The sequence below is a fragment of the Bradyrhizobium sp. HKCCYLRH3097 genome, assembly GCF_051167875.1.
Taxonomy (GTDB): Bacteria; Pseudomonadota; Alphaproteobacteria; order Rhizobiales; family Xanthobacteraceae; genus Bradyrhizobium.
Window position 1 is genome coordinate 26,411 of sequence record NZ_JBNPTX010000021.1, and the last position, 18,683, is coordinate 45,093.

Here is an 18,683-nt window from a genome sequence, read left to right on the forward strand (position 1 = left end):
CGGGGCAGGGTCCATGGTAAACTCGGCCGCAACTTGCAACGCGCAGCGCTGGCTGTCCATCGTCGGGATTGGCGAGGATGGTGTTGACGGTCTCTCAACGTCTGCACGACGTCTCATCGCGCAGGCGGCGCTCGTGGTCGGCGGCGCGCGCCATCTCGAGCTTGCGGCGCCGTTGATTGCGGGGGAACGGCTGGCGTGGCCCAGCCCGCTGAAGCTCGCGTTCGACCAGATCGCGGCGCGACGGGGAGAGCCCGTCGTCGTTCTCGCAAGCGGCGATCCTTTCAACTACGGCGTCGGCAAGCAGCTGATGCAGCGTTTCGCGTCCGCCGAGATGCTTTGCGTCCCGCAGCCTTCGGCCTTCAGCCTCGCAGCGGCACGGCTCGGCTGGCCGCTGCAGGATGTGGCGCAGGTGACGCTGCACGGCCGCCCGCTCGAAGGGATCATCCGCCATCTCGCGCCGGCGGCGCGCATTCTGGCCCTGGCCTGGGACGGTTCCACTGCCGCACGGCTCGCCGCGCTGCTGACCTCACGCCGCATGGGACGCTCGCGCCTCACGGTGCTGGAAGCGATCGGCGGCGCGCACGAACGGGTGCGCAGCGCGTCGGCCGACGCGTTCGATCTCTCTGATATTCATCCGCTGACGACGATCGCGATCGATGTCGACGCGGAGGTTGATGCGCCCGTGATCCCGCTGACCGCCGGTCTTGCCGATGACCTGTTCGAGCATGACGGCCAGTTGACCAAGCGCGAGGTCCGCGCCGTGACGTTGTCGGCCCTGGCGCCGCGTCCGGGCGAGCTGTTGTGGGACGTCGGGCTGGGCTCGGGTTCGGTGGCAATCGAGTGGCTGCTGCGTCATGGCTCGTTGCGCGCAATCGGCATCGAGGCGCGCCAGGACCGGGCCGACCGGGCGATGCGCAACGCGCTGGCGCTCGGCACTCCCGAGCTGACACTGGTGACGGGGCGCGCGCCAGCGGTGCTGGCGGATCTCGAAACGCCGGATGCGGTCTTCATCGGCGGCGGCATTTCGGAAGCGGGGGTGTTCGAAGCCGTCTGGTCGCGGTTGAAACCCGGCGGCCGCCTCGTCGCCAACGTGGTGTCGCTCGAAGGCGAGACGCGGCTGAGCGCGTTGTTCGGCCGGCATGGCGGTGAACTGATCCGCATCGCCGTTTCGCGCATCGAGCCGGTTGGCCGCATGCATGGCTGGCGGCAGGCCATGCCGATCACGCAGTGGCGGGTGACGAAGCCATGATCGCGCTCGGGATTGGTTGCCGGCGTGCCGCCGACGTCGCAGATATCGAGGCGGTCATCGCGCATGCGCTCTCGCTTGCGCGCCTCGCGCCCGCAGACGTGTCGGTGCTCGCCACTGCGGCCGACAAGGCCAGTGAGCCTGGCGTGATCTGCGCCGCGCAGCGGCTTGGCCGTCCGCTCGTCGCCATCGCCTCTGCTGATATGGCGGCTGTTGCCGATCGCGCGATCACGCGGAGCGATCGCGTCAGGTGCTTGAAGGGTGTACCTTCCGTGGCCGAGACGGCGGCGCTCGCTGCCGCCGGCGTGAATGCCCGGCTGATCCTCGTGCGCGTCGCAAACGCCGTAGCGACCTGCGCGGTGGCGGAGGGCGACGGCGCCATTGTTGCGGAGCCTGCCTCATGACGGTGCATTTCGTTGGCGCGGGTCCAGGCGCGCCGGACCTGATCACCTTGCGCGGCCGCGACCTGATCGCGCGCTGCCCGGTTTGTCTCTATGCGGGCTCGCTGGTCCCTCGGGCGCTGCTCGATCATTGTCCACCTGGCGCGCGTATCGTCGACACGGCACCGATGTCGCTCGACGAAATCGTCGCCGAAATCGAGCGCGCCACGCTCGCTGGCGAAGATGTGGCGCGACTGCATTCCGGCGATCTCTCGATCTGGAGCGCGCTCGGCGAGCAATTGCGGCGCCTCGATGCATTGCGGATCCCCTACACGATCACACCGGGCGTACCGTCGTTCGCGGCGGCTGCCGCCGCGCTTGGCCGCGAACTGACCTTGCCGGGCCTCGCCCAATCGGTGGTGCTCACGCGGACGTCCGGCCGCGCGTCGGCCATGCCGGAGACGGAGCAGCTCTCGCTGTTCGCGCAGTCGCGCGCCACGCTCGCCATCCATCTCTCGATCCACGTTCTCGATAAAGTCGTTGACGAGCTGCGGCCGCATTACGGCGACGACTGTCCGGTGGCGATCGTCTATCGCGCGAGCTGGCCGGATCAGTTGGTCCTGACCGGCACGCTGGCGACGATCGTCGGACAAGCCGCGGCTTCCGCCGTGGAGCGGACCGCGCTGATCCTCGTGGGCCGCGCGCTCGCAGCCGAGGATTTTCGCGACAGCGCGCTGTACGATACCGGCTATCAGCGGCGCTTCCGCGGGAGGGGCGAATGAGCCGGTCCCTGACTTTGTCCCACCAGCCGGCCGTCACGGTCGAACACGGCGACGTCGAGGGCCATGTCGTTGTCGCCCAGCGCACGCCGCGCCGTCTTCCAGGCGGCGAGCGCGACGGCCTCGCCGGCGGGAAATCCGACCCGCTCGGCCTCCTGCAGCACCTGCAGCGCGGTGTTGGCCGTGCGTGCGCTCGTGACCAGCGTGGCCGGCGCCCCCGCGTCATGCAGCGTGTTCGCGAGCCAGCCGAGATCGACCTCGCCGGCGCGCGAATGCAGGTCGAGCAGGCCCTGGCCGAGCTTGGTCATCTTGGCGAAGCCGCCGGCCACGGTGACGCGTGCGACCGGATGCCGGCGCAGATATTTCAACATGCCGCCGGCGAAATCGCCCATGTCGATCAGCGCCGTCTCCGGCAGGCCATGGAGCTGCTGCACGGCCTTCTCGGACGTGCTTCCCGTCGCGCCGGCGATGTGCGGCAGGCCAGCCGCGCGCGCGACGTCGATACCGCGATAGAGGGAGTGGATCCAGGCAGCACAACTGAACGGCACCACGATTCCCGTGGTGCCGAGGATCGACAGGCCGCCGACAATGCCGAGCCGCGGGTTCAGCGTCTTCCTGGCGAGCTCCTCGCCGCCGGGAATGGAGATCTCGACGGCCACATCGCGCGCCGCGCCGAGCGCGGCAGCGGCCTCATTGATCGCCGCCGCGATCATCTCGCGCGGCACCGGATTGATCGCAGGTTCTCCCGGCGGCAGCGGCAATCCCGGTCGCGTCACTGTGCCGACGCCGGGGCCGGCGCGGAACGTCACGCCGGAATTGTCTGCACCGCGCCGCAAAGTCGCTTTGACCAGCGCACCGTGCGTGACATCAGGATCGTCGCCGGCGTCCTTGACCACGCCCGCGGTTGCCTTGGTGCGGTCGGCCTCATGCATCGCGATCGCAAAGCCGACGCGACGTCCGCCCGGCAGGGCGATCTCGACCATGGCAGGACAGTTGCCAGTGATCAGCAGCTCGTAGGCGGCGCGCGCCGCGGCCGTGGCGCAGCTGCCGGTCGTCCAGCCACGCTTCAGCGGTCGGTTCGGCGGATCCACGGTTTCCATCATGTCCGCTCGCATAGCACATTTTGCCATGCCTCGACGGCGTTGCGGCCATGACCATGGTGGCGCCCAACGGAATCATCATCGCCGCGCCGCGTTCCGGCGCCGGCAAGACGACGGTCACGCTCGGGCTGTTGCGTGCGCTCAGCCGGCGCGGCGCGCGCGTGCAACCCTTCAAATGCGGCCCGGACTATATCGATCTCGCCTATCACACGGCCGCTGCAGGACGGACGAGCTACAATCTCGACGGCTGGGCGATGTCGGCGCGGCAACTGCTCGGGCTTGCCTGCAGCGTTGCCGCCGATGCCGATATCGCCATCGTCGAGGGCGTCATGGGCCTGTTCGATGGTGCGTCACATCCCGGGCGCGCGGGCAGCGGCTCGGCCGCGGATCTCGCAGCCCTGACCGGCTGGCCAGTCGTGCTCGTTCTCGATGTCAGCGGGCAGACCGAGACGGCCGCCGCCGTCGCGCTCGGCTGCGCGCGTTTTCGCGACGATGTTCACGTGGCCGGGGTGATCCTCAATCGGGTCGCGAGCGAGCGCCACCGAGCGCTGATCGAGCCGGCGTTCGCGGCTATCGGAATCAAGGTCCTCGGCGCTCTGGCGCGGGACGCGCAATTGACCTTGCCGGAACGTCATCTCGGCCTGGTCCAGGCCCAGGAGATCACGGCCATCGAGGCCCATCTCGAGCGTCTCGCGGCCAGCGTGTCCGGATCGGTCGATCTCGACGCGCTGCTCGCTCTCGCGAACCCGATCCGCGCGCCCGATCTAGCGGCACAGACATCCAGCCTCGGCCTCAAACCGCCCGGACAGCGCATCGCGTTCGCAGCAGATGCCGCCTTCTCGTTCAGCTATCCGCACCTCCTCCGGCACTGGCGCGCTCAGGCCGCGGAGACCATTCCGTTCTCGCCGTTGAACGACGAGGCTCCCGATCCCGCAGCCGACGCGGTCTGGCTGCCAGGCGGCTATCCCGAATTGCACGCGGGACGGTTGGCCTCGGCGCGGTCGTTCCTCGATGCGTTGCGCGCGATGGCGTTACGCGGCGTGCCGATCCACGGTGAGTGCGGCGGCTACATGACGCTGGGGACAGGACTCGAGGATGCTCACGGTGTCCGGCATGCGATGGCCGGGCTGCTGTCGCTGGAAACGTCGTTCGCGCGCCGCCGTCTGCATCTCGGCTATCGTCAAGCGACGCTCTTGGCCGACTGCAGTCTCGGCGGAAGAGGGGCCGTCGTTCGCGGTCACGAATTCCACTATGCAACCATCCTGAGCGAGGCAGACGATCCGCTGATCGCGTGCCGCGATGCATCGGGCGGCGTTGTCGCCGAGCGCGGCGCCCGGCGCGGGTCGGTGACCGGATCGTTCCTGCATGTCCTGAGCGGGGAGGGCGCATGAGCGAGCCAGGCCGAAGCCCTCCGCAGTTCGACGCGACATTCCGGCAGCGCTTTGCCGAGCTGGTGCGCTGGCGTCGCGACGTCCGCCGTTTCCGCGCCGATCCGGTCTCCCCAGAGCTGATCGAACAGTTGCTCGCGCTCGCGTCCCATGCGCCATCCGTCGGCTTCTGCCAGCCCTGGCGGTTCGTGCTCGTCGAGAGCCCTGAACGCCGCGCGACGGTCATCGAGAACTTCCAGCACGCGAACCAGGCCGCGCTCGCCGGCTATGATGGTGAGCGCCGCGCGCTCTATGCAAGCCTCAAGCTGGAAGGCTTGACGCAGGCGCCGGTCCATCTCGCAGTCTGTGCCGACGAGGGCGCTGCCACCGGCCATCGTCTCGGCCGCGCCACGATGCCGGAAACGCTCCGCTACTCGGTGGTGGCCGCGATCCAGACGTTCTGGCTGGCAGCGCGCGCGGAAGGTCTCGGCGTCGGCTGGGTGTCGATCCTGGACCCGGCGGCTGTCTGTCGTGAACTCGAGTTGCCGTCCGACTGGAGCCTAATTGCGTATCTCTGCGTCGGCTGGCCGCAGGAGGAGCATGACGATCCCGAGTTGGAACGTCACGGCTGGGAAACGCGGCTCGACCAGACCGTGATCAAGCCGCTCAAGCGCTAGTCACGATGCGAGCGCCAGCGCCGGTGCGTCAACCGTCATCGGCTCGCCGACAGCGTCCGCGGCGCGCATGAGCTGAAACCGTGTGCCGTGCAGGTTGAGGGTCAGTGGAATGCCGCGGAAATCGTCGTGAAAGGCGCGGATGCGGCGCGCCATTTCGGCCGGATCGATGTCGACGGGCATGTCGCACATGGCGGCGTACATCTGCCGGGTGCTCTTCGCGCCGCTCCAACCGGTGCCGAGTGCCGGCAGCGGGCCGGCATGGCAGGCGAGGTCGCGCGACATCCGCCAGAACAGATAGGCGAGCCGCACGAACGTCATCTGCTCCAAGCCGCGGACATCCACGCCTCGCGGGATGTCGAACGTCTCGACACCGACGATCGCGCCGCAGTCGACCCGGGCCTCCATCGCATGGGCCGTCGCGCCGAAGCGCGTCGCACCGTCGTACATCGCGAAATGGGCCGGTGCCCAGCCGGGATAATCCGGCGGGCCCGGATGAAAATTGTAGGCGCCGTGGCCGAGCGCCTGAAGGATGGCGGCGGGCACGATGACGCCGGTCGTGAAGGCAAGCAGGCGGGATCTGCCGAGCACGTCGCGCTCGATGGCTTCGATGTCCTGCAGGCTGACCGCGAAACGGAATGCGAGGGCAGGGTTGTGCGCCCGCAGGAGCTCCGACAATGCGAGCTGCTGGTCGCGGCTGCCGGTGAGAAGGATGATAGTGTCGAACATGATTTGTCCTGGCTGGCGTCAGTGGCGATGGGCGTTGAAGCTGGCGGGCCGGCGCGTCGCTTCCGAGCCGGCGGTGGCGGCGAACAGATCGGCCGGCAGTTCCTGACCGGGGATGATCTCGAGCACCATGTTGTCGGCCAGCAAAGCGGCCTCCCTCGCGATGCGAACCTCCGGCGGCCACGAGCACAGCGAAAGTTCGAGGCGGCCAAAGCCGCCGCAGTCGGCGACGAAGGCGCTCGTCAGCCTCTCGATGCTGTCAGCCGTTGCGCGTGCGCTACTGCGTTCGACGTCGCGCAGGATGACCGTGATGCCCCGGTCGGACTTCACTCTCGAGCGCACCACGAGCAGCGACTCCAGCGCGCCGACGCGCCCAGCCCGCCGCGGCGACCGCGCCACCTCGGCGAAGTCCGGGTCGGGACCAAGATCAGCCTTGGTCGGCTTCAGATTGTGCACGATCGTCGCGTTGCGGACCCCGGCTTCCCCTGCAACGGCATGAAAGCTGCGGGGAAGCCAGACCGTGTCGAGCGCGATCTGAGACGTTACCGCACTCCAGGCCTGGTCGATCAGATAGCCGCCCCAGACATCGGGGTATGACGAGGCGATCTCGCGCCAGGTCGTCAGCATTGTCTCGGCCGCCTTGGAGCGACCGAAATAGAGGGTGCGCGGCGACATCTCCCAGCCGTTCCACTTATGGACGGCGAAGTCGCAGCCCGTCAGATGAGGAAGGTCCGGGGCGGCTTGAAACATCACGTCGGCCTCGACGTACAACAGCGGCTCGCGGTGACGCTGCCACATCCGCGCGATGAAGTCGGCCTTGTCGGCAGCGCTCAGACGCTCGCCGGGGCGTCGATCGATCGCCTCGATGTCGAATGGGAGCCCGAACCGCTGCAGCGAGCGTCTGAGATGATAGACGTGCAGGTCGCCGACCGTCGTTGGATGGCAGGACACGACACGCATCGCAGTTGCGGGTGCCGCCTCCGGAGCAGGCCAGTCGCGGCCGCCCCACCACAATTCATGCGGACCGTCGGCTGAGGTGCCGACGGTACCGAACGCGGTCAACTTGGATTTCAGGAAATCGAACGCAGGATTTTCGCCGAAGGGGATGACCACGGCGTCATACGTTGTCAGCGAGCCATGCAGCAGTTCGGCACCCGCGCCCGTTGGCGGGTCGAGCAGGACGACCGTACGGCCACGGCCAAGCGACGGACGGTCGCCGCAGTGAATCGGCGGCCCGAACGTCCGCGACAGCCATTGGAGACGACGACCTTGCTGCTGACCGAGCTTGACGCCAAGAGCGCGCAGGGCTTGCAGCGGGTCGTCGTCAATGGTCTTCGGGTCTTGTCGCGTCATGCCGGGTCCTCCTGCACAATCAAACGGACCACGTCAGCCAATCAGGCGCGTCGATCGCGCATGTGCTTGCACTGATGAATTGCGATGATGCGCGTAGGACGAGGCTCTCGACACGGAAAACGCGAACTTCGTTTCGCAATGTTGCCGGGCGCGCCGCTCGAAACCCGAACGGTTGAATCGACATCGTGATTGCAGAAGCGGAAGTACGAGCATTCGCGTCCGGTCTGATCAAGTTGACCAGCACTGACGTGAGCGATTGGGCGCGCAAAAGCGATCGCTGCGCGGATCCCGCGCTTCACGCTGATACGTTGAACGCAACTCCGCTCCGGAGAGTCTGTATCGATCGAAACATTCAGCAACATTCGGTGACGCTATGGACATCGATGGACATCCAGGCGCGTGTCGATGGCGCGCGACGCATCACGTCGTTCGCTTCATTTGTCGCGTCATCAGCAACTACAACGTAAGAACGCGACAGATCAGGCGCGTCATGTCGCAAAAATCGTCACGCGATTCAAAAATCGCGTCTGCGGCAACTGACAGAGTCGAAAAATGAGATAATTTCGTCGAGGTGATTCGGAAAAAATTGCCGGGCGAGATGATCGTTTCGCAAGAATTCCGGACCTTGCGCGAGCGCGGATTTGGCGTGCGCGGTACGCATCCACGGATGCTGTTAGTAAGCGTTGCGGCTCGCGTTTTCTGCTGAATTCGTCTTCCGGAATGAAATCCCCGCCATGCCGAACATCGGCCTTTCCTTCTCAACGACCGTCGAGCGCTCGATCCGCGTGCGGCAGAATTTGCCTGTCCCTAGGCAAAACATTCCATCTAACTACCTGAAAAGTCACAAAAAATCTTCGCCTGCTTCTCTCGATCGCAGCGTTCAACGATCGGAAGCCGTCTGCGAATTGCGTAGTCGGCATTGCGGGTTGGAGATTCGGAAATGAGCTACGCGCTGGACGTCTGGGCCCCGGCCGATGGCGTATCTTCGAAGGAGCCGGAGGCGCCGGACGTTGCGACGCTGCTGTCGAGCGAGTCGGCCAGCACCGTTCCCGACTCCGCGCCGCCAGGCGAGGCTGCGATCTTTGACGAGGACAAGGATCTGCTCGACCGGCTGGCCACCGGAGAGGAACTCGCATTTCGTCTCCTCGTCGAGCGCCACATCGACCGCGCCTATGCGATTGCGTTGCGCATCGTCGGCAATGCTGCCGATGCAGAGGACGTCGTGCAGGATACGATGTTGAAGGTCTGGACGCACCGGGGGCGGTGGCAGCACGGCCGCGCCAAATTCTCGACCTGGCTCTATCGCGTCGTCAGCAACCGCTGCATCGACATCCGGCGCAAGCCGCGGACCGAGAATGTCGATGTGGTGCCCGAGGTTGCGGACGGCAAGCCGGATGCAGTGAGCGTCATCGAGCGTGCGGAGCTCAGCGACCTCCTGGAAGGAGCGATGCAGCGGCTTCCGGAACAGCAACGGATCGCTGTGATCCTGTCGTATCACGAGAACATGAGCAACGGCGAGATCGCCGAGGTGATGGACACGACAGTGGCCGCCGTGGAGTCGCTGTTGAAACGGGGACGCCAGCATCTGCGCGACATGCTGCGGCGTCACGAGCGCGACATTCGCGGCGCCTTCACGGATTGCTAACCATAAAAATCCCGTCGCGGGAGAATTCCCGCCTGATTCCCGCAGGCGCTTCCGTTTGATCGGTCAGACGGGGCCGATCCGCACCGTCAGTCCTTCCACGATGCGGCGTGCTTTGCCGATCACTCAGGAGTCCTCACCGTGCCCGCAATTTCCACCAACATCGCCGCCAACTCCGCCGTCCGCTACCTGAACATCAACTCCAACCAGGAGACGAGCTCGCTCTCCAAGCTGTCGAGCGGTTCGCGCATCACGTCAGCCTCGGACGACGCGGCCGGTCTCGCCATTTCGACGCGCATCTCGTCGGACATCACCACGCTGCAGCAGGCTGCGACCAACACGGCGCAGGCGACGTCGATCCTGCAGACCGCGGATGGTGGCGCATCCAACATCAGCGACATCCTGGCGCGCATGAAGTCGCTGGCCTCCGAGTCCGCATCGGGCACCACGGTCGGAACCAGCCGCACCTACATCCAGTCGGAATTCTCGCAGCTCACCAGTGAAATCTCGTCGATCGCGACCGGAACGCGCTATAGCGGCCAGAGCCTGCTCGACGGCACCAGCACCTTCTCGTCGGGCGTCTCGGTCCTGGTCGGCTCGTCCGCGTCCGACACCATCAACATCACGCTGTCGGATCTCACCGCGAGCACGCTCGGCGTCTCGTCGCTCGACGTCAGCACCCAGACCGGCGCGACCGCAGCCTTGACCGCTCTCGACACCGCGATCGACACCGTGTCGAAGGCCCGCGCCGACATCGGCGCGCAGGAGTCGCGCTTCAACTTCTCGGCCGACTCGATCTCCACGCAGACGCAGAACCTGCAATCGGCCAATTCCGCGATCAAGGACGTCGACATCGCGTCCGAGCAGGCGAAGCTGTCGTCGGCGCAGGTGAAGACCCAGGCCGCGGTGTCGGCGGAAGCCGCCGCCAACCAGATCCCGCAGTACCTCCTGAAGCTGCTGGGCTGAGCCGTGATCTGCCGGGCCGGCGCCTCGCCGGTCCGGCTTCTTCCTTGGAGGACGACGACGGATGACGGTGAGCAGCGCAACCTCGAGCACGAGCAGCACGACGTCGTCGTCTTCATCATCGTCGACGAGCTCGAGCAGCTCGCTCACGACGTCGGGCACGAGCACGACGAGCACGATCGACTGGACCGCGCTGATCGAGTCCGCCGTCAATGCCAAGCTCACCCAGGCGACCCAGATCTCGACCAAGATCACGGCCAATGAGGCCAAGATCACGGCGTATCAGACGCTGCAGACCGCGCTGAAGACGCTGTCATCGGGATTGTCGTCACTGGCGACGTCGATGGTGAACTCGCTTGCGACCAACGCCTTCGCCACGCGGGCCGCCACCATCAGCGCGACCGGCGACGTCAGCGCCTCATCGGCTCTGTCGATGTCGGTGAGCAACGGAGCCGCGACCGGCAGCCACACGCTGACGATCAGCCAGGTCGCCACGGCTCACAAGGTGACGGGCGCGACGCAGTCGAGCCAGACCGCGGCACTCGGCTATTCCGGTACGTTCTCGCTCGGCCTGTCCGGGGGCAGCACGGCCGACATCACCATCACCAGCGGCATGTCGCTGCAGGATGTCGTCGACGCGATCAATGCCCAGAGCTCCACGACCAATGTCGAGGCGTCGATCGTCCAGGTATCGAGCGGGTCCTATCAGCTGGTGCTGACGGGAACCCAGGATGCCGCGGACATTACCTATGCAAGCTCGTCCGGGGACGACATCCTCAACAAGCTCGGGGTGACCGACAGCTCGGGAGCCTTCGCGACGGTGCTGCAGACGGCCCAGGCCGCGGAGTTCACGCTCGATGGGATCAGCCTGACGCGCGATACCAACGACATCACCGACGTTCTCAGTGGCGTCACCTTCGACCTGCTGCAGGCGACCCCGTCCGGAACGACGCTGACCGTCACGATCGGGACGGACACGAGCCAGATCTCGTCGGCATTGCAGACATTCGTTACCGACTACAATGCATTCCGCGATGCCGTGATCGCGCAGCAGACCACCAATTCAGACGGGACGGCGTCCTCGAGCTCCGTCCTGTTCGGCGACGGCACCATGCGCGACATCATGAATTCGCTTCAGGCCGTGCTCGGAACCTCGGTCGGCGGGTTGACGATGGCCGACCTTGGCCTGTCGTTCAACGAGAAGAACGAGCTCGAACTCGATACCAGCACGCTGTCGACGATCCTCAGCACCAATCTGAGCGGCGTGACGACGTTGTTGTCGGCGCAGACCAAGACCTCGTCGAGCCAGCTCAGCGTGGTCAATACCGGGTCGTCGCCGCAGTCGTTCACCCTTGATCTGACGGTGGATTCGTCGGGAAATCTTTCGGCGGCGTCCGTCGGTGGCGACAGCTCCCTGTTCACGGTGAGCAGCAACACGATCGTGGGCAATTCCGGGACGATCTATGCCGGGATGGCCTTCACCTATGCCGGCTCGACGTCGCAATCGATCACCGTGACCTCCACACAGGGGCTCGCGACCCAGATCTACCAGATCGCCAAGACCGCATCATCCAGCACGGGATCGCTGCAGACGCTGATCGACAATCTGACCTCGCAGGACGACACGATGCAGGCCAAGGTCGATGACATCAAGAGCTCGGCCTCCACGTTCCAGACGCAGCTTACGGCGCAGTACGCCAAATATCAGGCTGCGATCGAGAGCGCCAACAACACGCTCACTTATCTGAAAGCCCTTCTCAACGCGAGTTCGAGTAACTGATGACCCAGAATTCGATGGCGCAATTCGCAAGTCAGGCCTATCGCGGCGCTGCGGTGGCCGTTCCGCCGCTGCGGGCCGTCACCATGCTGCTCAACGGAGCGATGATGAGCTTGCAGAAGTCGCTGCAGGCGCAGGAGGCTCGCCGCTTCGAGGAGGGGCACATCCATGTGACCCGGGCGACGGCCATTCTGCGCGGATTGAGCCTTCACCTCGATCCGACGCGCGGCGGGCCGGTCGCCGACCAGCTGTTCGGAACCTACAACGCCCTGATCGTGGCCGCGCTGCGGGCCTACGGTCGACCTCACATGCGCGAGAATTTCCAGCGGATCACCGAAAGTCTGCTGGAGCTGCGGGAGGCGTGGGAGGCGGTCGAGGCGGCATCCCGGGGAAAGCGAGCGGCCGGTGATTCGGCCAACCCTCGGTAGCTCTGGCGAATCAGGCCCCTGCCGCACCGCGGAAATCTTGGGAAACGGATCAGAAACGGGCTGCATTGTCTCCCGTTTCGGTATCCAGTGCGGCCTCGCGTGCATACGGCTCCCGAAAAATACGGAGTTTTCCGTGTCCGGTTGCGGTCGATCGCCACAATTGCCGATATCAATTTCGTTCGCGGGCTGAATGCTTTATGACCAAGCTGGAAGCGCTGGATTGGGCGGACGATGGACGTCAGGGAATTCGAGGATCTGATCGGCAGGCTGGGTGAGGACATCTCGCGCTGGCCAGCGGAGCAGCGTCAGTCAGCTGCTGATCTGCTGGCATCCTCTCCCGAAGCCGGTCGATTGCTGTCCGAGGCACGTCTTGTTCGTGAGGCGCTGTCGTCGCCGCCGGCGCGTGCACCCGCGGGCTTGACGTCGCGCATCCTTGCTGCGGCCCATCGCCTGACCCAAGAGGAAGCGGCAACCGCCCCGGCCGACGCCCACCAGCCTGGCTGAGCCCTAGCCAGGGCCGAGCTTGGGCGGCTACGCTTTGGCCGGTTGGACTTCGGCGCTGGAACCGCAACACCATCGCATCTGTCATCTCGCTCAATCTGTCGAGCTCGCTTGCGCGCGAATCCAGGCGCCCGAGTGCGGCGACGGCGAACCGTCGCGCCGATGCAGATCGGAGCCTCGCACCAGGCGATTTTTGCCCACTCAGCGCAACCGCGCGGCGGCAAATTCTGCCGTCGGATCAACTAATTCGACCGACTAATTGTGCGCCTGGAATCGGCGCTCCGGCCGTTTGATCAGCAAACGCCTTCACGACCGCGTGGTCGTGCTGTGTCCCGCCGCCGTTCGCGGCGCGAGCCGGAGTTCTGCCATGACCGTTTCTGCCGCGAGTTCGTCGACTGCGACCACCTCATCGACCTCATCATCCAGCGACACATCTCGTACGACACTCAGCTCTACCGACTTTCTTCAGCTTCTGGTGAGCGAACTCCAGAACCAGGATCCGCTCAATGCGACCAGCGTGACCGACTTCATCAACCAGATGACGTCCTACGCCAACTACACCTCGCAGCAGTCGCTCAACAGCAGCATGACCTCGCTGGCCGGCTCGTTCTCGAGCCTGGTGACGCTGAATTCGGTGAACTACATCGGTCACACCGTCGAGGCCAAGAGTGACACCGCCGTTCTCTCGAACGGCTCGGCGACGTTCGGCTATTCGCTGTCGTCGGCGGCATCGAACGTCTCGATCTCGATCAAGGATTCCTCCGGAAGCACGGTCTGGACCGGCACCGGGACCGGCAACAAGGGCGCCAATTCGATCACCTGGGACGGCACCGATTCCAGCGGCAATCAGCTCAGCGACGGCGGCCAGTACACGATCTCCGTGACGGCGACGGACTCCGCGGGCACCTCGGTCCTCAACTACACGACGGTCACCGGGACCGTAACCGGCATCGACACCTCGACCAGCACGCCCTCGCTCACCGTCGGCGGCGTTCCTGTCAGCGCCAGCAACATCATCGGCGTCACCTCCTGACGGCATTACCCGGAGTACAATCATGAGTCTTTCTGGAGCCCTGTCATCGGCGATCTCGGCGCTCAATGCGCAGAGTTCGTCGCTCGCCATGATCAGCGACAACATCTCCAACGCCGATACGACCGGATACAAGACCACCTCCGGCCTGTTCGAGCAGCTGGTGACGGCATCGAGCAGTTCGAAAGCCTATTCCTCGGGGGGCGTCTCGGTCTCCGGCCGTGCCAACATCACGCAGCAGGGGCTGCTGGCCGCCACCACCAACGCGACCGACGTCGCAATCCAGGGCTCGGGTTTCTTCGTCGCGACCAACTCGACTTCGGCCGGAGGCGAGACTTTCTACACCCGCAACGGCGCGTTCACCACCGACAATGCCGGCTATCTCGAGAACGACGGCTACTACCTCGAAGGCTGGCGCACCGATGCAACCGGCAACGTGGTCGGCAACGGCCTCGAGCCGGTCAATACGAAGGTGGCGCTGACGAATGGTGGGGCGACGACCAAGACGTCGCTTGCGGCCAACCTGCCGGCCGATGCCGCGAGCGGAGACACCTTCAGCAGCTCGATGACCGTGTACGATTCGCTGGGGCAATCGCACACGCTCAACGTCACCTGGACCAAGGGGGCGACGGCGAACGAATGGACCGCCGATTTCGCGCCGGCGACGGCGTCGGACGGCACCGTGACGAGCGGCACCTATACGATCGATTTCAACTCAGATGGTTCGCTCAGCACGGTCTCCTCGACCAATCTCGGTATCACCTGGAACAACGGCGCCGCGGCGAGCTCGATCGCGCTCAGCTTCGGCACCACCGGCGGCGGTACCGACGGCCTGACCCAGTTGTCGTCCGGCAGCACGACGCCGAGCGTCTCCAATTTCAGCGCCAATTCCGATGGCATCTCGTTTGGCACGCTGAGCAGCATTTCGGTCGGCAAGAATGGCCTCGTCGAGGCGACCTATTCCAACGGACAGACGGTTCCGATCTACAAGCTCGCGGTAGCGACCTTCGCCGATCCCAATGGTCTCGTGGCGCATAGCAGCGGCATGTACACGTCGACGGCGACGTCGGGCAATGCGACCCTGCAGGCGTCCGGCGAGAATGGTGCAGGAACCATCTACGGCAGTGAGCTGGAATCGAGCACGACCGACACCACGGGCCAGTTCAGCAACATGATCTCGGCTCAGCAGGCCTATTCGGCGGCATCGCAGGTGATCTCGGCCGTCAACAAGATGTACGACACGCTGATTTCGTCGATGAGGTGATCATGGCCGACCTGAAGAGGGAGCGGCTCGGCGAGGGCGAGGCTCTGCTGAAGAGGCTGCGGCGGCTGAGACTGCGCGCTGCGACCGCCGGCAAGGACGACCGCGCGCAACTGCTGGCCTTGATCGACGATATCGAAACGGTCCGACGAAAGCTGCTGCGTGAATGCGCGCTGCTCGACGAAGAGCTCAAGGTCGCCACCGTGAGGGTGACGGCGCTGAATACCTACGCCCGTGTCGCGCAGATCAGCCGCCGACCGCAGCGTGAACAGTAGGATGGGAGCGACAGGATGAAACACGCAATTCAGGCCGATCAGCGGCCGGCCAGCGAAGATGAAGTGCGGACCTTGATCGCGCTGATCGACGAACTCATCGCGGTGGTGTCGGAGGAGAATGCGGAGCTTGCCAAAGGGCTCCCGGCCTCGCGTTCCAAGCAGCTCGACGACAAGAATCGGCTCGCCGGGCTGTTTGAGCAGCGGGTCGCCGAATGCGCCAGGCGAACGGCGAGCCTCGACGTCCGCGACCGTGTGCTGCGCGAGCAGTTCATGGAGCACATCTTCAACCTTCGTGGCGCGATGGACGAGAACCTCGTTCGGCTGCGGGCTGCGATCGAAGCCAGCAATCGTCGCATCGAGGCGGTGATGCAGGCGATCCGCGAGCAGATCGCGAATGCCTCGCCCTATGGCGCCGGTGGACGTCGTACCGCGCGTGCGACGTCCTGTGGAACCAACGTGAGGGCGTGATGGCCAGCCAACAGCGGGAGTAGGGCAATGTCGCTCGACATAGCACGGCTGGTCGCCTTCAGCGGCATCTCGGCCACGGAGCTGCAGATCAGCGTGGCGTCGTCGAACATCTCGAACGCCGACACGAAGGGGTATACGCAGAAGACGGCCAACCAGGTCACGAACGTGACCGGCGGAGTCGGGACCGGCGTTTCCATTACCGGCATTTCGAGCAATGTCGACAAGCTGCTGCTGAAATCCTTGATCGGAGCCAATTCGGAGCTCGGCGCGGCCGACACCACGAACAACTATCTGACGCAACTGCAGCAGCTGTTCGGCAGCGCGTCCACATCCGGCACCTCGACGACGGGAACGTCGCTGGCAAACTCGCTGGCATCGCTGGAGTCCGCCTTGTCGTCGCTGGCGAGCTCGCCCAGCAGTGTTTCGCTGCAATCGGCAGTCGTCAGCGCGCTGGATGACTTCGCCAGCCAGCTGCGCAGCACGTCGAGCGGTGTGCAGACGTTGCGGGCCAACGCCGACAAGGACATCGCGTCGTCGGTTCAGAGCGCCAACGACGACCTGCAACAGATCGCCGATCTCAATGTCGAGATCCGCAAGATGGCGGCGTCCGGCCAATCGACCGCCGATCTCGAGGACGAGCGCAATGCCGCGTTGCAGGACCTTTCGTCCTATATGAACGTCAGCTACTACGCGGCGTCGAACGGCGACCTTCAGGTCTATACCTCGTCGGGGCGAGCTCTCGTCGACAGCTCGGCGCACACGCTGAGCTATACGGCCTCGGCGAATGTCTCGGCGGCGTCGAGCTATGCGTCCGGCGGCTTCAGCGGCATCATGGTCGACGGCGTCGACGTCACGTCGCAGATCACGTCGGGCAAGATCGGTTCGCTGGTCACGTTGCGGGACGAGACCCTGCCGGCCGCGCAGACCCAGCTCGATCAGCTGGCCTCGCAGCTGAAATCGTCGCTGAATGCGATCACCAATGGCGCATCGGCCGTTCCACCTCCGACCGCTCTGACCGGGTCGGCGAGCGTCAGCAGTACGACGGCCCTGTCGGCGTCCGGAACGGTCCGCATCGCCGTGGCTGACCAGAGCGGCAATCTCGTTTCGTACGAGGATCTCGACCTGTCGTCCTATGCGACGGTGGGCGATCTGGTCACGGCGCTCAACGGCATCTCCGGGGTCTCTGCCTCGATCGATTCCAGCGGACACCTGTCGATCAGCGCCACGTCGTCGTCGAACGGCATCGCGATCAACGACATGACCAGCGCGGTCGGCGGCAGCGGCTTCTCCGACTATTTCGGCATGAATGACCTCGTCACCGGCACGAGCGCCGCCAATTTTGCCGTCAACAGCAGCATCCTGAGCGGCGCGGCCGGTTTGCCCACCGGCACGCTCGACGGCTCCGCGACGTTGACGACCGGCAGCCAGGTGCTGACGGCCGGCTCGGCGACGGTCATCGACGCGCTCGTTGACAAGCTGACCGGCTCGACCAGCTTCGCCTCGGCTGGCGGCCTGAGCGCAACGACCGGCTCGTTCGCCGACTACGCCGCGGCGATCGTCGCCAATGTCGCCAGCAAGGCGTCGCAGGCCTCCACTGCCTACACCGCGAAGTCGACGGCCCAGTCGAGCTATGCCAGTTCGCTGTCCTCGCAATCGGGCGTCAACCTCGACGAGGAGACGGCGCGGCTGAGCTCGCTGCAGAACAAATACGCTGCCGCCTCGCAGCTGATCTCCGTGGTCAACAGCATGTTCTCGTCGCTGCTCACTGCCGTGCAATCGACCTAGTCCGGAGTGGACATCATGACGATGCGGATTGCGACATTCTCGAACTCCGACCAGATGATCACGGGCGCGCTGCGGACGCAGGCGACCATGGCCAACCTCCAGGTGCAGGAGGCCTCGGGGCTGAAGGCCGAGTATCTCGCCGGTTACGGCGCCGACACCCAGCACGTCGTCAATCTGCAGGTCTCCGTCGCGCGGGCGCAGTCCTACATCGACGCTGCGACTCTGGCGGACAGCAAAGTGCAGGTCATGTACTCTGCCGTGGGGCAGGTGTCGGACATCGTCAGTCAGCTGCGCACGGCCCTGAGCGCTGCGAGCTCCGGCAGCAGCACGGGAACCACGTCCGCGATCAGCAGTGCGCAGCAGTTGCTGCAGCAGATGTCGGGCATTCTGAACACCCAGTACGACGGGCAATATCTGTTCGGCGGTGCGCGGACCGCGACGGCGGCGGTCGATACGTCGAGCTTCGCCTCCGGCACGGGATCGTTGACCACGACGGATACCAGCTATTTTCAGGGCGACAGCGAGCTTGCCTCGGTCCGGGTTTCCGATGGGCAGTCGGTCACCTATGGCGTTACTGCCGACAATCCGGCGTTCGAGGAGGTCATGCGGGTCCTGAAGTTCGTGGCCAACAGCTCGACCCTGTCCGGAACCGACATCACCTCCGCGCTGTCGCTTGCCGATCAGGCGGTGGACGATGTCGCCACGGTACAGGCCAAGCTCTCCGATGCGGCGTCCCGGATCGAGAGCGCGAAGTCGCAGCAGACCGATTACAAGAGCTATGCCGAGAGCCTGGCGACCGACCTGACCAGCGTCGATGTGGCGGCGGTGACCGCCCAGCTCTCGACTTATCAAGCCCAGCTCACGGCGAGTTATACCGCCATCTCCAAGATCCAGAGCCTGAACCTGGCCAGTTACCTGCGTTGAGCCC

The 18,683-nt window shown here is 65.3% G+C and carries 19 protein-coding genes; 16 read left to right on the forward strand and 3 right to left on the reverse strand.

Going from position 1 to position 18,683, the window contains the following annotated elements:
• The first annotated feature begins 13 nt into the window (after positions 1 to 13).
• Genes cbiE through cobM form a run of 3 tightly spaced genes read left to right on the forward strand, consistent with a single transcriptional unit; the run spans position 14 to position 2,408 of the window.
• Positions 14 to 1,249, forward strand: coding sequence for a precorrin-6y C5,15-methyltransferase (decarboxylating) subunit CbiE (gene cbiE / locus ACQR0U_RS31895; protein WP_434844166.1), 1,236 nt, complete (start codon positions 14 to 16; stop codon positions 1,247 to 1,249).
• Positions 1,246 to 1,650, forward strand: coding sequence for a cobalamin biosynthesis protein (locus ACQR0U_RS31900; RefSeq protein WP_315754516.1), 405 nt, complete (start codon positions 1,246 to 1,248; stop codon positions 1,648 to 1,650). The genes cbiE and ACQR0U_RS31900 overlap by 4 nt, the downstream gene beginning before the upstream one ends.
• Positions 1,647 to 2,408 carry a precorrin-4 C(11)-methyltransferase gene (gene cobM, locus ACQR0U_RS31905; protein ID WP_315754514.1) on the forward strand — a complete coding sequence of 254 codons (762 nt, stop codon included), beginning with the start codon at positions 1,647 to 1,649 and terminating at the stop codon, positions 2,406 to 2,408. The genes ACQR0U_RS31900 and cobM overlap by 4 nt, the downstream gene beginning before the upstream one ends.
• On the opposite strand, the gene ACQR0U_RS31910 is transcribed toward cobM, so the two are convergent.
• Complete coding sequence (locus tag ACQR0U_RS31910) at positions 2,378 to 3,508, reverse strand: cobalt-precorrin-5B (C(1))-methyltransferase (protein ID WP_434844165.1); 1,131 nt, start codon at positions 3,506 to 3,508, stop codon at positions 2,378 to 2,380. The genes cobM and ACQR0U_RS31910 overlap by 31 nt on opposite strands.
• 47 nt (positions 3,509 to 3,555) lie before the next feature.
• Here ACQR0U_RS31910 and ACQR0U_RS31915 point away from each other — a divergent pair, with 47 nt between their 5' ends.
• Complete coding sequence (locus ACQR0U_RS31915) at positions 3,556 to 4,896, forward strand: cobyrinate a,c-diamide synthase (RefSeq protein ID WP_434844164.1); 1,341 nt, start codon at positions 3,556 to 3,558, stop codon at positions 4,894 to 4,896.
• On the forward strand, positions 4,893 to 5,549 hold the full coding sequence (gene bluB, locus ACQR0U_RS31920) for a 5,6-dimethylbenzimidazole synthase (RefSeq protein ID WP_315718446.1): 657 nt from the start codon (positions 4,893 to 4,895) through the stop codon (positions 5,547 to 5,549). Before ACQR0U_RS31915 ends, bluB begins: the two co-directional genes overlap by 4 nt.
• Here bluB and ACQR0U_RS31925 read toward each other — a convergent pair whose 3' ends face one another.
• Both ACQR0U_RS31925 and ACQR0U_RS31930 read right to left on the reverse strand, forming a co-directional pair.
• Entirely contained in the window at positions 5,550 to 6,275 is a 726-nt protein-coding gene (locus ACQR0U_RS31925) for a formyltransferase family protein (RefSeq protein ID WP_316176113.1), read from the reverse strand. It abuts the gene before it with no gap.
• 18 nt (positions 6,276 to 6,293) lie between these two features.
• Positions 6,294 to 7,625, reverse strand: a complete 1,332-nt coding sequence (locus ACQR0U_RS31930; protein WP_434844163.1) for a hypothetical protein — start codon at positions 7,623 to 7,625, stop codon at positions 6,294 to 6,296.
• Between the two features lie 940 nt (positions 7,626 to 8,565).
• Between ACQR0U_RS31930 and ACQR0U_RS31935 the strand changes: the two genes are divergently transcribed.
• The 11 genes from ACQR0U_RS31935 (at position 8,566) to ACQR0U_RS31985 (ending at position 18,679) form a co-directional block, all read left to right on the forward strand.
• Complete coding sequence (locus tag ACQR0U_RS31935) at positions 8,566 to 9,270, forward strand: RNA polymerase sigma factor (RefSeq protein WP_315754502.1); 705 nt, start codon at positions 8,566 to 8,568, stop codon at positions 9,268 to 9,270.
• A 138-nt stretch (positions 9,271 to 9,408) separates the two neighbouring features.
• The gene (locus ACQR0U_RS31940) at positions 9,409 to 10,233 is read left to right on the forward strand and encodes a flagellin (protein WP_315718450.1); all 825 of its coding nucleotides are present in this window, start codon (positions 9,409 to 9,411) and stop codon (positions 10,231 to 10,233) included.
• 61 nt (positions 10,234 to 10,294) lie between these two features.
• Positions 10,295 to 12,010: a flagellar filament capping protein FliD gene (gene fliD / locus ACQR0U_RS31945; protein ID WP_316225772.1), complete on the forward strand. Its 1,716-nt coding sequence runs from the start codon at positions 10,295 to 10,297 to the stop codon at positions 12,008 to 12,010.
• Complete coding sequence (fliS, locus tag ACQR0U_RS31950; protein WP_316225773.1) at positions 12,010 to 12,435, forward strand: flagellar export chaperone FliS; 426 nt, start codon at positions 12,010 to 12,012, stop codon at positions 12,433 to 12,435. Before fliD ends, fliS begins: the two co-directional genes overlap by 1 nt.
• A 231-nt stretch (positions 12,436 to 12,666) precedes the next feature.
• Entirely contained in the window at positions 12,667 to 12,939 is a 273-nt protein-coding gene (locus ACQR0U_RS31955; protein WP_316225774.1) for a hypothetical protein, read from the forward strand.
• Between the two features lie 364 nt (positions 12,940 to 13,303).
• Positions 13,304 to 13,969 carry a flagellar hook assembly protein FlgD gene (locus tag ACQR0U_RS31960; protein WP_315718454.1) on the forward strand — a complete coding sequence of 222 codons (666 nt, stop codon included), beginning with the start codon at positions 13,304 to 13,306 and terminating at the stop codon, positions 13,967 to 13,969.
• 22 nt (positions 13,970 to 13,991) lie between these two features.
• Positions 13,992 to 15,230 (forward strand): flagellar hook protein FlgE, encoded by a 1,239-nt coding sequence (flgE, locus tag ACQR0U_RS31965; RefSeq protein ID WP_315769942.1) that lies wholly within the window; start codon positions 13,992 to 13,994, stop codon positions 15,228 to 15,230.
• A gap of 2 nt (positions 15,231 to 15,232) precedes the next feature.
• Positions 15,233 to 15,502 (forward strand): hypothetical protein, encoded by a 270-nt coding sequence (locus tag ACQR0U_RS31970; protein ID WP_315718456.1) that lies wholly within the window; start codon positions 15,233 to 15,235, stop codon positions 15,500 to 15,502.
• A 15-nt stretch (positions 15,503 to 15,517) separates the two neighbouring features.
• Positions 15,518 to 15,970 carry a flagellar protein FlgN gene (locus ACQR0U_RS31975; RefSeq protein ID WP_434844162.1) on the forward strand — a complete coding sequence of 151 codons (453 nt, stop codon included), beginning with the start codon at positions 15,518 to 15,520 and terminating at the stop codon, positions 15,968 to 15,970.
• Positions 15,971 to 15,997: 27 nt separating this feature from the next.
• Positions 15,998 to 17,755, forward strand: a complete 1,758-nt coding sequence (gene flgK / locus ACQR0U_RS31980; RefSeq protein ID WP_315828417.1) for a flagellar hook-associated protein FlgK — start codon at positions 15,998 to 16,000, stop codon at positions 17,753 to 17,755.
• A 15-nt stretch (positions 17,756 to 17,770) separates the two neighbouring features.
• Positions 17,771 to 18,679, forward strand: coding sequence for a flagellin (locus tag ACQR0U_RS31985; RefSeq protein ID WP_315828416.1), 909 nt, complete (start codon positions 17,771 to 17,773; stop codon positions 18,677 to 18,679).
• Positions 18,680 to 18,683: the final 4 nt, after the last annotated feature.

Coding starts and splice junctions, on each gene's coding strand:
- cbiE (WP_434844166.1), top strand. CDS start 14: ATGGTAAACTCGGCCGCAACTTGCAACGCGCAGCGCTGGCTGTCCATC.
- ACQR0U_RS31900 (WP_315754516.1), top strand. CDS start 1,246: ATGATCGCGCTCGGGATTGGTTGCCGGCGTGCCGCCGACGTCGCAGAT.
- cobM (WP_315754514.1), top strand. CDS start 1,647: ATGACGGTGCATTTCGTTGGCGCGGGTCCAGGCGCGCCGGACCTGATC.
- ACQR0U_RS31910 (WP_434844165.1), bottom strand. CDS start 3,508: ATGATGGAAACCGTGGATCCGCCGAACCGACCGCTGAAGCGTGGCTGG.
- ACQR0U_RS31915 (WP_434844164.1), top strand. CDS start 3,556: ATGACCATGGTGGCGCCCAACGGAATCATCATCGCCGCGCCGCGTTCC.
- bluB (WP_315718446.1), top strand. CDS start 4,893: ATGAGCGAGCCAGGCCGAAGCCCTCCGCAGTTCGACGCGACATTCCGG.
- ACQR0U_RS31925 (WP_316176113.1), bottom strand. CDS start 6,275: ATGTTCGACACTATCATCCTTCTCACCGGCAGCCGCGACCAGCAGCTC.
- ACQR0U_RS31930 (WP_434844163.1), bottom strand. CDS start 7,625: ATGACGCGACAAGACCCGAAGACCATTGACGACGACCCGCTGCAAGCC.
- ACQR0U_RS31935 (WP_315754502.1), top strand. CDS start 8,566: ATGAGCTACGCGCTGGACGTCTGGGCCCCGGCCGATGGCGTATCTTCG.
- fliD (WP_316225772.1), top strand. CDS start 10,295: ATGACGGTGAGCAGCGCAACCTCGAGCACGAGCAGCACGACGTCGTCG.
- fliS (WP_316225773.1), top strand. CDS start 12,010: ATGACCCAGAATTCGATGGCGCAATTCGCAAGTCAGGCCTATCGCGGC.
- ACQR0U_RS31955 (WP_316225774.1), top strand. CDS start 12,667: ATGGACGTCAGGGAATTCGAGGATCTGATCGGCAGGCTGGGTGAGGAC.
- ACQR0U_RS31960 (WP_315718454.1), top strand. CDS start 13,304: ATGACCGTTTCTGCCGCGAGTTCGTCGACTGCGACCACCTCATCGACC.
- flgE (WP_315769942.1), top strand. CDS start 13,992: ATGAGTCTTTCTGGAGCCCTGTCATCGGCGATCTCGGCGCTCAATGCG.
- ACQR0U_RS31970 (WP_315718456.1), top strand. CDS start 15,233: ATGGCCGACCTGAAGAGGGAGCGGCTCGGCGAGGGCGAGGCTCTGCTG.
- ACQR0U_RS31975 (WP_434844162.1), top strand. CDS start 15,518: ATGAAACACGCAATTCAGGCCGATCAGCGGCCGGCCAGCGAAGATGAA.
- flgK (WP_315828417.1), top strand. CDS start 15,998: ATGTCGCTCGACATAGCACGGCTGGTCGCCTTCAGCGGCATCTCGGCC.
- ACQR0U_RS31985 (WP_315828416.1), top strand. CDS start 17,771: ATGACGATGCGGATTGCGACATTCTCGAACTCCGACCAGATGATCACG.